15 protein-coding genes are annotated in these 13,760 nt (G+C 71.3%); 4 read left to right on the forward strand and 11 right to left on the reverse strand.

Annotated elements, in window-relative coordinates:
- Positions 1 to 15: 15 nt before the first annotated feature.
- The 4 genes from EL493_RS24425 to EL493_RS24440 all read right to left on the reverse strand — a co-directional run bounded on the left by EL493_RS24425 (position 16) and on the right by EL493_RS24440 (position 3,029).
- Complete coding sequence (locus tag EL493_RS24425; RefSeq protein WP_126406485.1) at positions 16 to 510, reverse strand: PH domain-containing protein; 495 nt, start codon at positions 508 to 510, stop codon at positions 16 to 18.
- 2 nt (positions 511 to 512) lie between these two features.
- Positions 513 to 989, reverse strand: coding sequence for a 6,7-dimethyl-8-ribityllumazine synthase (gene ribH / locus EL493_RS24430; protein ID WP_019047790.1), 477 nt, complete (start codon positions 987 to 989; stop codon positions 513 to 515).
- A gap of 31 nt (positions 990 to 1,020) precedes the next feature.
- The gene (locus EL493_RS24435) at positions 1,021 to 2,265 is read right to left on the reverse strand and encodes a bifunctional 3,4-dihydroxy-2-butanone-4-phosphate synthase/GTP cyclohydrolase II (protein ID WP_022566296.1); all 1,245 of its coding nucleotides are present in this window, start codon (positions 2,263 to 2,265) and stop codon (positions 1,021 to 1,023) included.
- Between the two features lie 140 nt (positions 2,266 to 2,405).
- Positions 2,406 to 3,029 (reverse strand): riboflavin synthase, encoded by a 624-nt coding sequence (locus EL493_RS24440; protein ID WP_019047792.1) that lies wholly within the window; start codon positions 3,027 to 3,029, stop codon positions 2,406 to 2,408.
- A 546-nt stretch (positions 3,030 to 3,575) separates the two neighbouring features.
- Between EL493_RS24440 and EL493_RS24445 the strand changes: the two genes are divergently transcribed.
- The gene (locus tag EL493_RS24445; protein ID WP_019047793.1) at positions 3,576 to 4,037 is read left to right on the forward strand and encodes a hypothetical protein; all 462 of its coding nucleotides are present in this window, start codon (positions 3,576 to 3,578) and stop codon (positions 4,035 to 4,037) included.
- Between the two features lie 13 nt (positions 4,038 to 4,050).
- Here EL493_RS24445 and rpe read toward each other — a convergent pair whose 3' ends face one another.
- Positions 4,051 to 4,707 carry a ribulose-phosphate 3-epimerase gene (rpe, locus tag EL493_RS24450; protein ID WP_019047794.1) on the reverse strand — a complete coding sequence of 219 codons (657 nt, stop codon included), beginning with the start codon at positions 4,705 to 4,707 and terminating at the stop codon, positions 4,051 to 4,053.
- Between the two features lie 98 nt (positions 4,708 to 4,805).
- On the opposite strand from rpe, the gene EL493_RS24455 reads away from it, so the two are divergent.
- Positions 4,806 to 5,228 carry an ATP-binding protein gene (locus tag EL493_RS24455; protein WP_022566294.1) on the forward strand — a complete coding sequence of 141 codons (423 nt, stop codon included), beginning with the start codon at positions 4,806 to 4,808 and terminating at the stop codon, positions 5,226 to 5,228.
- On the forward strand, positions 5,228 to 6,112 hold the full coding sequence (locus EL493_RS24460) for an RNA polymerase sigma factor SigF (RefSeq protein ID WP_019047796.1): 885 nt from the start codon (positions 5,228 to 5,230) through the stop codon (positions 6,110 to 6,112). The genes EL493_RS24455 and EL493_RS24460 overlap by 1 nt, the downstream gene beginning before the upstream one ends.
- Positions 6,113 to 6,141: 29 nt before the next feature.
- Here the strand turns inward: EL493_RS24460 and EL493_RS24465 are convergent, their stop codons facing one another.
- The 6 genes from EL493_RS24465 to EL493_RS24490 all read right to left on the reverse strand — a co-directional run bounded on the left by EL493_RS24465 (position 6,142) and on the right by EL493_RS24490 (position 12,092).
- A complete protein-coding gene (locus tag EL493_RS24465) occupies positions 6,142 to 6,486 on the reverse strand; it encodes an MmcQ/YjbR family DNA-binding protein (protein ID WP_019047797.1) in 345 nt (114 codons plus the stop codon).
- A 124-nt stretch (positions 6,487 to 6,610) separates the two neighbouring features.
- Positions 6,611 to 7,975: an RsmB/NOP family class I SAM-dependent RNA methyltransferase gene (locus tag EL493_RS24470; RefSeq protein ID WP_232017352.1), complete on the reverse strand. Its 1,365-nt coding sequence runs from the start codon at positions 7,973 to 7,975 to the stop codon at positions 6,611 to 6,613.
- Positions 7,976 to 8,697: 722 nt separating this feature from the next.
- A complete protein-coding gene (gene fmt / locus EL493_RS24475; protein ID WP_019047799.1) occupies positions 8,698 to 9,621 on the reverse strand; it encodes a methionyl-tRNA formyltransferase in 924 nt (307 codons plus the stop codon).
- The gene (gene def / locus EL493_RS24480; RefSeq protein ID WP_019047800.1) at positions 9,621 to 10,160 is read right to left on the reverse strand and encodes a peptide deformylase; all 540 of its coding nucleotides are present in this window, start codon (positions 10,158 to 10,160) and stop codon (positions 9,621 to 9,623) included. Before def ends, fmt begins: the two co-directional genes overlap by 1 nt.
- Before the next feature lie 77 nt (positions 10,161 to 10,237).
- Positions 10,238 to 11,221 carry an esterase/lipase family protein gene (locus tag EL493_RS24485; protein ID WP_022566293.1) on the reverse strand — a complete coding sequence of 328 codons (984 nt, stop codon included), beginning with the start codon at positions 11,219 to 11,221 and terminating at the stop codon, positions 10,238 to 10,240.
- A gap of 193 nt (positions 11,222 to 11,414) precedes the next feature.
- On the reverse strand, positions 11,415 to 12,092 hold the full coding sequence (locus EL493_RS24490) for a PadR family transcriptional regulator (RefSeq protein ID WP_019047802.1): 678 nt from the start codon (positions 12,090 to 12,092) through the stop codon (positions 11,415 to 11,417).
- A gap of 89 nt (positions 12,093 to 12,181) precedes the next feature.
- On the opposite strand from EL493_RS24490, the gene EL493_RS24495 reads away from it, so the two are divergent.
- Complete coding sequence (locus EL493_RS24495; RefSeq protein ID WP_019047803.1) at positions 12,182 to 13,756, forward strand: HD domain-containing phosphohydrolase; 1,575 nt, start codon at positions 12,182 to 12,184, stop codon at positions 13,754 to 13,756.
- Positions 13,757 to 13,760 lie beyond the last annotated feature (4 nt).

Genomic DNA, 13,760 nt, shown 5'->3' on the forward strand with positions numbered 1-13,760 from the left:
AGGTTACCGAGTCGGTCAGGTGTCGGTGGGGGCGTAGCGGGCGCCGAGGTCGCGGAGGCGTTCGATGGCGTCGGCGGCGTGGGCCTTGTCGTTGGAGCGGATGGCGAGCATGGGGACGTAGTCGTCGTCGGCCAGCTCGAGCCGGGCCCAGGACTTGCGGTCGGGGAAGGAGGCGCCGCGGATGTAGGCCCACGGATACTCGTGTTCGCCGAGGATGTTGCGGACCGCGACGCCCGCGGCGCCCGCGCGCACCCGGGGCCGGGTGAGCAGCAGCACCGCGGCGGCGCCGAGGACGCCGATCAGGATCATCGCGACCTGATCGGCCACCCGGAAGTTGACCCCGGTCGAGCCCGTGCGCAGCAGGACGCCGCCCGCGGTGAAGAAGACCAGGATGAGCACGGCCACCACGACGGCGGTGCGGATCGCCCGGCGCGGGCGCACCTCGAACTCCCAGGTCGATCCGGGATCGGAGGACTGCGGGCCCCGCCGCCAGGTGCGCACCACCGGCACGGTCACGCCGATCGCAGCGCGCGCAGGGTGAGCGCGGCGTCCAGGGCGGCGGCGCAGGCCTGCTCGCCCTTGTCCTCGGACGAGCCGGGCAGCCCCGCGCGGTCGCGCGCCTGCTGCTCGTCGTTGGTGGTCAGCACGCCGTTGGTGACCGGGGTGGCCGCGTCCAGCGACACCCGGGTCAGGCCCGCGGTGACCGCGTCGCACACGTACTCGAAATGCGGTGTGCCACCCCGGATCACGACGCCCAGCGCGACGACCGCGTCGTGCGTGCGGGCCAGCTCCTGGGCGACGACGGGCAGCTCCATCGCACCGGCGCAGCGCACCACGGTGACCTGCTCGACGCCGGCCTCCTTCGCCACCCGCTGGGCGTTGGCGACGAGGGTGTCGCAGATCTCGGTGTGCCAGCGCGAGGCGACGATGCCGAGCTTGACGTCTTTGGCCTGGGTCAGCGCGAAGGACGGGACACCCGTGCCGCTCATCGTTGCCGCCTTTCGGGAAGGTGTGCGGTGGTCACTGCGCGGTTTCGCCCAGGTCCAGGTCGTCGAGGCCGATCAGGTCGTGGCCCATCCGGTCCCGCTTGGTGCGCAGGTAGTGCAGGTTCTCGGCGTTGGCGCGCAGCGGCATCGGCACCCGGTCGGTGATCCGCAGACCGTAGCCGTCGAGGCCGACCCGCTTGGCCGGGTTGTTGGTGAGCAGCCGCATCGACCGGATGCCCAGGTCGACCAGGATCTGCGCGCCGGTGCCGTAGTCGCGGGCGTCGGCGGGCAGGCCGAGGTCGAGGTTGGCGTCGACGGTGTCGCGGCCGGTGTCCTGCAGCTGATAGGCCTGCAGCTTGTGCATCAGGCCGATGCCGCGGCCCTCGTGGCCACGCATGTAGAGCACGACACCGCGGCCCTCCTGGTCGACCATCTCCAGCGCCGCGTCCAGCTGCGGACCGCAGTCGCAGCGCAGTGAGCCGAAGACGTCGCCGGTCAGGCATTCGGAGTGGACGCGCACCAGCACGTCCTCACCGTCGCCGATGTCGCCGCGCACCAGCGCCACGTGCTCGGCCTCGTCGAAGATGCTCTGGTAGCCGACGGCCTTGAAGTCGCCGTGCGCGGTGGGGATGCGGGCCTCGGCCACCCGGACGACGTGCTTCTCGTGCTTGCGCCGCCAGGCGATCATGTCGGCGATCGAGATCATCGCCAGGTCGTGCTCGTCGGCGAAGACCCGCAGCTCGTCGGTGCGGGCCATGTGGCCGTCGTCCTTCTGGCTGACGATCTCGCAGATCACGCCCGCCGGGCGCAAACCCGCCATCCGGGCCAGGTCGACCGCGGCCTCGGTGTGGCCGGGGCGGCGCAGCACGCCGCCGTCCTTGGCGCGCAGCGGCACCACGTGACCCGGCCGGGTGAATTCGTCGGCCTTGGCCTCGGCGCTGGCCAGCAACCGCATGGTGACGGCCCGGTCGGCGCCGGAGATGCCGGTGGTGATGCCCTCGCGCGCGTCGACCGAGACGGTGTAGGCGGTGCCGTGCTTGTCCTGGTTCATCGCGTAGGCGGGCGGCAGGCCGAGCCGGTCGCAGTCGTCGCCGGTCAACGGCACGCAGATGTAGCCGGAGGTGTAGCGGATCATGAACGCGACCAGCTCCGGGGTGGCCTTCTCGGCCGCGAAGATGAGATCGCCTTCGTTCTCACGGTCCTCGTCGTCGACGACGACGACAGCCTTACCGGCCGCGATGTCGGCGACCGCGCGCTCGATGCTGTCCAACCTGGTCACGTCTGCTTGCTCCGTCATTTTCGGCGGCCGGGGCCGCGTGTTCTCGGCCGTGAGGCCTCGACTACTGCCGTGGGGGCGGCAGTGTCTCCTACATTACGGCGTGCGATCGGGGGTTCCGCCGACCCCTGCCCGCCTGGTGGTCACCCGCGTTGCGCGAGTCGCTCCACGTACTTGGCGATCACATCGACCTCGAGATTCACGGTGGTGCCGACCGGGGCGGTGCCCAGCACGGTCAGCGCCAGCGTGGTCGGGATCAGCGACACCTCGAACCAGTCGCGGTTGCCGTCGACGGCGGGTTCGTCGGCGATGCCGAGACCCGAGACCGTGAGCGAGACGCCGTCGACGGTGATGGAGCCCTTCTCCACGACATAGCGCGCGATGGCGTCGGGCAGCGAGATCCGCACGACCTCCCAGTTCTCCGACGGGGTCCGCGACAGCACGGTGCCGGTGCCGTCGACGTGGCCCTGCACGAGGTGCCCGCCCAGGCGGCTGTTCAGCGCGGCCGCGCGCTCCAGGTTGACCCGGGAGCCGGCGACGAGGCCGCCGATGCTCGACCGGTTCAGCGTCTCGGCCATCACGTCCACGGTGAAGCTGTCGCCGTCGATCACGTCGACGACGGTCAGGCAGACGCCGTTGACGGCGATCGAATCGCCATGGCCTGCATCGGAAGTCACCAGCTTGCCGCGGATCGTCAGCCGGGCGGCGTCGGCCAGCTGTTCGGTGGCGACGATCTCGCCCAGCTCTTCGACGATCCCTGTGAACATGCCTGACTCCCTTGTCGCGTCGTCCGTACCCGTTGGGCCCAACAGCGAGTGCGTGGCCGCTATTCCCGGCGGTACCCGCTTCGCCGCACAGCCTAGTGGCGAGCAGGGTGAGGCCCGCCGGGCCGGGGTCGAATCGGACCCGGGCCCCGCTGCCGGACGGGAAACAGACGCCGCCGCATCGAACCGGCGGCGAACGGAGATCGACATGACGCAACCCCACCGTTAGTCATTCCGGTGGTAATCGTTCAATCGAATTTTCGGCGAACCGCCCGCGGACATTCAGCCGACGGCTCTACCCTGGCATTACCCGAGAATTGCGAACTCGAAACACGGTGATTCGAATGCTTGCGCCGGCCGCGCCACTGACGCAATATTGTTACGTCACCGATTCTTGTTGTTCAACTTTTCGGCAGGTCGGCGGCGCATTCGCCCCGGTGCACAGAGCCACCGGGTGTTCGACCCAGAGATAGTCCACCACTCCAGGAAGTCAGACAACATCGTGGGTCACAACAAGTTCGGAACATGTGGGGGTGCCGCGTGAGCACAATGGTCGATTCCACGCTGGAAATCCGGTGCGTGCGTTATCGGCGGGAACTGCATCTGCCCGCGACCATCGATCCCGATTCCCGTCGCATTCTGCTGCAGATCGGCGCCCACTACGGCGCGGTCACCATGCCGGGTGATCTCGGCGAGCGGGTCCAGGCCCGGTTGCGCGGCGCCGCCATCGCGGGCCCGGTGGTCGATCACCCGCGGGCGCGGCGCTGGACGTTCCTCACCGGTCCGTGCCGCCCCGAGACGCTGACGCCCACCGCGGCGGCCGAACTGTTCCGGCTCTACGCCACCGTCGCCTGCGCGGGCAGCCAGATCGTGCTGCCCTCGCCCGACGACGAGCGCACCGGGTACCGCACGTGGGTGCAGGCACCCGACGCCGCGGACAACCGGCCGCCGCTGCACGCGGTGATCGAGGCGGCGCGGGCGCTGGGCACCCGCAAACTCCGCTCCCTGTAACCGAATTCGGCGTTTACGACAGCCAGGCCGCGGTCGCCATGTTGCGCAATGTCTGCACCGCGGCACCCGGATCGGCGGTGTTGTAGACCGCCGATCCGGCCACGAAACAATCGATGCCCGCCGCGGCGGCCTGTTCGATGGTGTCGGTATTGATGCCGCCGTCGATTTCCACGACCAGGCGCAGTTCGCCCGCGTCGACCAGATTGCGCACGATCCGCGCCTTCTCCAGCACGGACGCGATGAACGACTGCCCGCCGAATCCGGGTTCCACGCTCATCACCAGCAGCGTGTCGAATTCCTTCAGGATCTCCAGGTACGGCTCGATCGGGGTGTTCGGCTTCACCGACAGACCCGCCTTCGCGCCCGCGGCGCGGATGTCGCGGGCCACCGCGATCGGGTCGTCGGTCGCCTCGGCGTGGAAGGTGACGTTGTAGGCGCCGGCCTCGGCGTAGCCCGGCGCCCAGCGGCCCGGGTCGTCGATCATCAGGTGGCAGTCGAACGGGATGTCGGTGGCCTTCAGCAGGCTCTGCACGACCGGCAGGCCGAGTGTGAGGTTCGGCACGAAATGGCCGTCCATCACATCGACGTGGAGCCAGTCGGATCCTTCGACAGCGGCCGCCTCGGCGGCCAGGTTCGCGAAGTCCGCAGACAGGATGGACGGGGCGATCATCGGTACGGCCGGGCGGGTGAACGTCGGTGTGGACACAGCGCGCAAGTGTAGCGACCAAATGGTGATTGCCCTGCCGGGATGTGGGTAGCCTGCATAGGGTGACCAATTTTTCGGCGGAACAAGGGCTGTTCAGTGCCCCGGTGGAGATTCGCGTAGCAGCCTCGCTGACCCAGCTGCCCATCCTGCGCGGGCTGGCCGAAACCCTGGTCCTGCTCAGCGATTTCACCCTCGACGAGGTCGCCGACGTGCGGCTGGCCGTGGACGAGGTGTGCTCGACGCTCATCGCCATCGCGGCCCCGGAATCCGCGCTCACCTGCGAGTTCGTCGTCGGTGACACCGAGCTGCAGGTGCGCGTGGACGGTGTCGCGGGCACCGAGGGACTGCCCGATCAGCGTAGCTTCGGCTGGCATGTGCTGCGCACGCTCAGCGACGAGGTGAGCGCCGACCAACAGGGCTTCGACGCGGCCGTGTCCGGATACCCCACGTCGGTCCGATTCCGCCGGGTCCGGGGGAAGGCGTAGTGCACGGCGAGGACACCACCGAAGACCACAAGCCCGACCAGGACACCGCTCAGCCGGACGCGCACGCCACCGAGCCCGACCAGCCCGAGGACACCGACTCCGACGACGACACCGAGGCCACCGCCTCGGTCTCGGGCTACGACGACGTCAGCGCGCTGTTCGAGCGCCTGGCCGCGACGGTGCCCGGCAGTGTCGAGCACGTCATCGCCCGTGATGCGCTGATCAACCGGTGCATCCCGCTGGCCGACCACATCGCCAGGAAGTTCAGCGGGCGCGGTGAGCCGTTCGACGATCTGTCGCAGGTGGCCCGCGTCGGCCTCGTGCACGCGGTGGACCGGTTCGATCTGAGCCGTGGCTCGAACTTCCTGTCGTTCGCGGTGCCCACGATCATGGGCGAGGTGCGGCGCTATTTCCGGGACAACACCTGGGCGATGCGGGTTCCGCGGCGGGTCAAGGAGACTCACCTACGAATCGGCGCCGCGGTCGACCAGCTGTCCCAGCGGCTGGGGCGCTCCCCCACCGCCAAGGAGATCGCGGCCGAACTCGACGTCGACCCCGACGAGGTGACCCAGGCGGTCATCGCGGGCAATGCCTATCAGCCCACCTCCATCGACGCGGCCTCGGTCGGCCGGGACAGCGACGCGTCCCTGCTCGACACGCTCGGTGAGGAGGAAGCCCAGTTCGACCGGGTGGAGGAGTACATCGCGGTGCGGCCGCTGCTGGCGGGTCTGCCCGAACGCGAGCGCCGGATCCTCACGATGCGTTTCTTCGAGTCGATGACCCAGACGCAGATCGCCGCCCAGCTGGGGATCTCGCAGATGCACGTCTCCCGCATCCTCGCCAAAACCCTTGCGCGCCTGCGCGAATTGTCCGAACGGGACTGATCTCCCGGCGCCGGGACAACGACGTCCCGCTACGCGCCCTGCCGCTCGCGCCGCATCCGGGCGGGCGCCCGCAGCCACCACGCGCTGTCGACGAGTTCGGCGAGCTGGTCCGGGTCGACGGCCGCGAGGTCGATCAGGATGAACGGATGCCCGTCGTAGTGCGGTGTCGTGTAGAACGCCGCGTCGCCGGAGGCCAGCAGGGCTTGTTTCTCGGCCGGTTCGCACAGCAGGGCCAGGCCGCCTTCGGCCTCGACCCGCAACCGCGCGAACCCCTTCCCACCCACTTTCAGCCCGGGCGTCCGCCACCAGGTGCCTTCTTCCACCCCGGGCAGTCTCGTGGCCACCGCCACCACCTGTTCCCACGTCATCGCCATGCACCGATTCTGCTCCCCCGGACGCACGCGCCGATTGGACGAATGTCGCGTGCCGACGGCTCACCCCTCGGCTCTACCGGTGGTGCGAAGCCGGTCGCGGCCGACCTCGCACCACCGCGGCCGGTCAGTCGAGCGGCTTGCGCAGGGCCGCCAGGAACATGGCGTCGGTGCCGTGGCGGTGCGGCCACAACTGGGCCGACGGGCCGTCGCCGAGGTCGGTGACGCCCGGCAGGTAGTCGCGGGTGTCGAGCTGTTCGGCACCGGAGCGGCGGACGAAATCGCCGACGACGCCGACGGTTTCGGCCAGGTGCGGAGAGCAGGTCGAGTACACGACGACACCGCCGGGGCGCAGCAGATCCCAGGCGGCGGCCAGCAGTTCGCGCTGCAGGGTGACCAGTTCCGGGACGTCGGCCGGGGTGCGGCGCCAGCGCGCCTCGGGGCGGCGGCGCAGCGCGCCGAGACCGGTGCACGGCGCGTCCACGAGGACGCGGTCGTAGCCCGGCGTCAGGCCGGTGTCGCGGCCGTCGGCGACGTGCACGGTGACCGGCAGGCCGCGGGTCGAGGTGCGGACCAGTTCGGCGCGGTGTTCGGCCGGTTCCACCGCGTCCACGGTGAACAGGTCGATCGCCGCGAGCGCGCCCAGCAGGGCCGCCTTGCCGCCCGGGCCCGCGCACAGGTCCAGCCAGCGGCCCTGGTCGGGGCCTGCCAGCGGCGCCCGGGTGAGAGCGAGGGCGACCAGCTGGCTGCCTTCGTCCTGCACCGCGGCGATGCCCTCGCGAACGGGTTCGAGCTGGCCCGGGTCGCCGCCGTCGAGGTACACCGCGTACGGCGACCAGCGGCCTTCCTCACCACCGGTGACCAGCGCGAGTTCCTCGGCGGTGATCTCGCCGGGTCGCGCCACCAGGTGCACGACCGGGCGTTCGTCGTCGGCGGCCAGCAGGGCGGCCAGTTCACCGGCCTGCGCGCCGAGGGCATCGGCGAAGGACTGCGCGATCCAGGTGGGGTGGGCGTATTCGAAGGCGAGGCCGCCGATCGGGTCGGCGGGCGCCAGCTCGGCCACCCACTGCTCGGCCGTCTTCTCTCCCGCGCGGCGCAGCACCGCGTTGACGAAACCGGCACGGCCCTGGCCGAATTCGGCGCGCGCCAGGTCCACCGAGGTGTCGACCGCGGCGTGGGCGCCGGTGCGGGTGCGCAGCAGCTGGTAGACGCCGAGCCGCAGGATGTCGAGGATCGGGCCGTCGATCTCCTCGACCGGCCTGCCCGCGCACGCGGCGATCACCGCGTCGAGCTGTCCCTGCGAGCGGCTCGCACCATAGGTGAGCTCGGTGGCGAACGCCGCGTCGCGCCCGCTGATCTTGCGCTCCCGCAACAGCTTCGGCAGCACCAGGTTCGCGTAGGCGTCGCGCTCCCGCACCGCCCGCAGCACATCGAGCGCCACTTCCCGCGCGGCGTCGACGGGCTCACCCCGCCGCTTCCGCGGACTCGGCACACTCGGATCCGGCCGGTCCGAACGCCGGGCGGTCTCCCCCGCCCCCCGGTCCCGTCCCCCACGCCCGGCCGAATCACCGTCGCGCACACCACGTCCCGATCCGCCCCGGCCTGCGGCCGAACCACCCCCGGCCCGACCGACACGATCACGCTGAGATCCACGCCCGGACCGCTCATCCACACCACGCCCGCCACCGGACGCACGGTTGCCACCATCGTCCCGGCGACCCCGGCCATCGCCGACCGCACTGCGCTCGCCCGCACCACGCCCGCGGTCGTCACCGGTGCGCCGGCCGACCGCGTCCGCGCGACGGTCGCCACCGCGGTCGTCGCCACGACGGGAACTCGCGTGGTCCTCGCCTCGCCGCTGTTCACCCGCCGGTGCCCGGCCGCCGCCACGCCAGTCCCGGCCGTCGCCACGCTGCGAGCCACCCGCAGGTGCCCGGCCGCGGGCACGGTCATCGCCGCGTGGGCGCTCGTTCCGGCCGGTGGCGTCGGTTCCGCGGTCGGTGGTGCGGCGCCGGTCGCCGGTGCCGCGACCCTCGTCGGTGCGACGGCGGTCGGCTGTGTCGCGGTCGGAGCCGGCGCGGACGGTGCCACCGCTCTTGGCGGCGCGGGCGGCCCAGCCGCCGTCGACGTTCTTGCCGGTGACCTTGCGGTCGTCACGCGGGGCCGCGCCGCTGCGCTGGTCGGCTTCGCGGCGGCGCCTGCGGTCGGAGGCGCTCATCCGATCACCGTGCCGGGAGCCAGGCGGGCACCGCGGGCCCAGTCGAGGGCGTTCATCATCTTCTTGCCGGGTGGCTGGACCTGGCCGAGCCGGATCGCCGTGGTCGACGTGCCGACGAAGACGCCGGACTTGCGCACCTCGATCTCGCCTTCGGGCAAGGTTTCCTCCACCATCTCCACCGGGCCGAGTTTGAGACGCAGCCCGTTCATCTCGGTCCACGCGCCGGGTGCCGGGGTGACGGCCCTGATGCGGCGGTGGATGGCCAGTGCGGTGTCGTCGAAGCGGATCCGGCCGGCTTCCACGGTGACCTTGGGCGCGTAGGACACGCCGTCGGTGGACTGCGGAATCGCCTGCAGCGTCCCGTCTTCCACGCCGTCCATGGTCTTCTCCAGCAGCACCGCGCCCGCCTCGGCGAGCCGCGCGAGCAGCTCACCGGCGGTGTCGGTGACGCCGACCGGCTCGGTCATCACGCCGTAGACCGGGCCGGTGTCGAGCCCGGCCTCGATGAGGAAGGTCGACGCGCCGGTCATGTCGTCGCCCGCGTCGATGGCGGCCTGCACCGGCGCCGCGCCACGCCAGGCGGGCAGCAGCGAGAAGTGCAGGTTGATCCATCCGTGCGCGGGGATGTCGAGCACCCGCTGGGGCAGCAGCGCGCCGTAGGCGACGACCGGGCAGCAGTCCGGCGCCAGCTCGGTCAGCGCGTCGACGAACTCCGGCTCCGACGGCTTGCCCGGGGTGAACACCGGGATGCCGTGCTCGTCGGCGAGCTGACCCACCGGCGAACGCAGCAGTTTGCGGCCACGCCCGGCGACGGCGTCGGGCCGGGTGACCACGGCGACCACCTCGTGCCGTTCGCTCTCGATCAGCCTGCGCAGCGAGGGGACGGCCGGGTCGGGGGTGCCGGCGAAGACGAGGCGCATCAGCGGCCACCGCCGACACCGCTGGACTCGCGCACGGTGACACCCGCACGGAACCAGTCGGATTCGCGAATGGTGCGCATCGCGGCCTTGCGATCGTCGGGCTCGAGCTTGCTCACGAACAGCACGCCGTCGAGGTGGTCGCTCTCGTGCTGCACGCAGCGCGCCAGCAGTCCCTCGGCCTCGAAGTCGACCGGCGCACCGGCACTGTCGACACCGGTGACCCGCACGCGCAGCGCCCGGCGCACGTCGTAGCGCACGCCGGGGATCGACAGGCAGCCTTCCGGCCCGACCTGCTCGTCCTCCCCGATCGCCGACCATTCCGGGTTCACCACGTGGCCCGCGGCATCGCCGGTGTCGTAGACGAACACCCGCAGCCCGACACCGATCTGCGGCGCGGCCATCCCGACCCCGCCGTCGTCGTGCATGGTCTCGGTGAGATCGGCGACGAGCTGAGCGAGCTCGGCCCCGAACTCGGTGACCGCATCCGCACGGGAACGCAGAATCGGATCGCCGAAGAGGCGAACGGGCTGAATGGTCACGCGGCGGCTCCCGGCTGGACGAAGTGCGGTCGTCCCATTCTAGTGACCGCCGCGGGTGCCTCCGCCCGCCCCGGCCGTCAGGAGTTGCCCGCGATGATCACCTGGGGGATGCCGGTGCCGAACGCGACCGGCTGACACACCGGAGCGGGCGCGTGCGCCGGGTCGAGCACCCGCAGCAGCAACTGTTGCACGAACGGGTCGTACACCAGGTGGAAGTGGCCGGTCAGATCGTCGGCGCACAGGTCCTGCAGGACGAGGTTCTCCGCGCCCGCCCCGTGCAGGGCGATGTTCTCGAAGGGCTGGATCATCTCGTCGACCCGGCTGCCGACGGTGACGTAGCGGACGCCCGGCACGGTGTCGCCACCGGCGTTGAGTTCGACCATGATCGGTTCGCCCTGTGCCTGCTGCACCGCCGCGGTCGAGGTGACCTTGGCGTACACGTCCATCATGCCGGGAATCGCCTGCCCCACCGGGACGAGGCCGTACATGACCCCGCCGTAGCTGGGCGAGGCGAGCCCGACCCAGGTGCCGACCTTCGGGGCGCCGCCCAGCTTGTTCACATAGAAGCGGCTCACGTTGGCGCCTTGCGAGAAGCCGACCAGGTCGACCTTCGCCGCCCCCGTCGCGGCGAGCACGTCGTCGACGAAGGCGGCCAGCTGGGCGAAGCTGACCCGCATGTCCTCGGTGCCGTAGGTGTCGGCGCCCGGCGCGCCGCCGTAGTTGAGGGCGAACACGCACATGCCCGCGTCCACCAGTTGCGGACCGATGCCCGCCCAATCGGAGTAGGCACTGGAGTCGGTACCGTGGACGAGCACCACCGGACGCGGATGGTCGGCGGTCGGCCGACAGCCGAAGTTGTTGACTCCCACCGGAACCGAGTCGGCATGGGTGTCCAGGTAGCGGGCGGCGGCGAGGTGGTCGCTCTGCCGCGGACCGGTCGCGCTCGGCACGACCGCGGGCCGGTAGCCGGCAGGTTCGGCGGCGGCGGGCGATGTCACCGCGGCCCCGATCATCGCTGTGACGGCCAACGCGATCGCGCCCGCCCGTCGCTGTTGTGCCATTCCCCAAACCCACCTGCGCCGCAGCTGTCCCATATCCCAAAGAAATACACCGTCGGCGCAGGTTTCGCACCCCCACGGAGGGGGTAGAGATGCCCCAAGTTCCCGGGGGTCCGAGATGTCCCATTTTCGGCGCTGAGCGTGCCCTGCCGTGGCGCGGCAGGGCACGCTCGCCGCTGTCCCCCGGACCGAGCGCTCACTTCTCGGTGGCGGTGTCGCCCCCGGGCGCGATGTCGTCCTCGGCGAGGATGCGGTACAGGGCCCGGCGGGTCTCGGCGAGCACCTCGGCCGCCTTGGCCGCCTGCTCGGGCGTGCCGACCTGGGCGACCTGCCCGACCGCGCCCATCACCTGTCCGACCAGGCCGCGCAGGTCCAGCGCCTGGGCGCCGATGTCCTGTTTGACCTCGGCCCACGGGTCCCCGAGTTCCTCGCGATTCGCCTCGACGTAGGCCTTGCCCTCGTCGGTGAGCTGGGCGGTCTTGCGGCCCGCCACCTTCTCGATGAGCACCAGACCCTCGTCCTCGAGCTGGGCCAGCGCGGGGTAGATCGACCCCGGGCTCGGGCGCCAGACGTCGTCGCTGCGTTCCCGGATCTGCTGGATCAGCTCATAGCCGTGCATGGGTCGCTCGACGAGCAGCAGCAGCACCGCGGCACGCACGTCACCGCGCCTGCCCCGGCCGCCGCGGCCGCGTCCGCGACCGAAGCCGGGACCGAAACCCGGTCCGAACCCGGGGCCGAAGCCCGGTCCGAAATCGGGGCCGTGCCCGTGCCGTCCACCCCGGCGGAACTGCCGCCGATCGGGACCGAATTCCGCGTGGCCGGGTCCGTGACCGCGGCCGAAGTGTCCGAATTCTCGATTCTCTGCGTTGCGCATAACAGCCTCCTCAGGCTCTGTCGTTGTTCTTGACACTATCGACGATATATCGGCAATGCATCGAATGCAAGGGGTATTCTGAATGCACCATGACGGACCCGTCCCGGCCGATGCGGCTCGCCGAGCTGGTCGCCTCCCTGTCGCTGGCCACCGACCTCGGCCTGGGCCAGCCGCAGGAGCACGTCCTGCGCCAGACCGTGCTGGCCACCCGGCTCGCCGCGGCCGTGGGCCTGTCCGACGCCGATCGCGCTGCGGTGTACTACATTTCGCTGCTGGCCTGGGTGGGTTGCGTCGCCGATTCCCCCGAGATGGCGCACTGGTACGGCGACGACCTGCGGATCCGGGCCGACAGCTACGACGTCGACAAGACCGGCCTGCCGATGATGAGTTTCCTGCTCGGCCATCTCGCCACCGGTGGCTCACCCCTGCGGCGGCTGACCGTGACCGGCCGGTTCCTGGCCGGCGGCGTACGCGACACCATGGATTCCTTCCTCACCCACTGCCGCACCGCGGCCGATATCGCCGAGCGCCTCGATCTCCCCGTCGCGGTGCGGGCCGCGCTCCCGCAGGCCTTCGAACGCTGGGACGGTCACGGCGTGCCGGCCGGACTGCGCGGCGACGCGATCCTGCCGGTGATGCGGGTGGTCCACATCGCCGACGACGCGGAGGTGCACGCGCGGGTGGGCGGAGTGGCCGCCGCCGTGGCGATGTTGCGCTCGCGCAGCGGCACCGAGTTCGATCCCGCACTGGTCGCATTGTGCGTGCGCGACGATGGCGCGCTGCTCGACGGCCTCGACCGGGTCGACGCCTGGCACCACGTCGTCGACGGCTGCGCCACGCTGGACCGGCCGATTCCCGAAGCAGCGCTGACCGACGTGCTGGCGGTGTTCGCCGACTACGCGGACGCGAAAGCCACCTGGTTCCTCGGTCATTCGCGGGCGGTGGCCGAGCTCGCGGCCGCGGCCGCGCGCGAATACGGACTGCCCGCCGAGCAGGCGACGGCGGTGCGCCGGGCCGCGCTGGTGTGCCGGCTCGGCACCATCGGTGTGTCCACCGGCATCTGGAACAAGCCGGGACCGTTGACCGCGGCCGAACGCGAGCGGGTGCGGATGGTCCCCTACCTCACCGAACGGGTGCTGGCACGCAGCCCGCGGCTGGCCGCGCTCGCCGGACCCGCCTCGATGGTGTACGAGCGGATGGACGGCTCCGGCTATCCGCGCGGGCTCACGGGCTCGATGCTGCCGCCGCAGGCGCGGATCCTGGCGGCCGCGCAGCTGTCGCGCGCGCTCGGCGAGGACCGCCCCCACCGGCCGGCCTTCGATCCGGACGAGCGTGCCCGGATCCTGCGCGCGGAGGTGACCGCGGGCCGCCTCGACGGTGACGCGGTGGCCGCGGTGCTGGCCGCCGCCGAGGGGCGGAGGCCGCGCCGCCGCGCGCAGGTCGCCGGGCTCACCGCCCGCGAACTCGACGTGCTGGCCCTGCTGGTACGCGGCCGGTCGACCAGGGCGATCGCGCAGACCCTCGGCATCAGTCCGCGCACCGCGGGCAGCCATGTCGAGCACATCTACACCAAGATCGGGGTGCACAGCCGCGGCTCGGCCGCGGTGTTCGCGATGCGGCACGGTCTGCTGCCGGACGAGGATCAGCCCGCGAAGATCGGGTGATCAC

This window comes from Nocardia asteroides (assembly GCF_900637185.1).
Lineage (GTDB): Bacteria > Actinomycetota > Actinomycetes > Mycobacteriales > Mycobacteriaceae > Nocardia > Nocardia asteroides.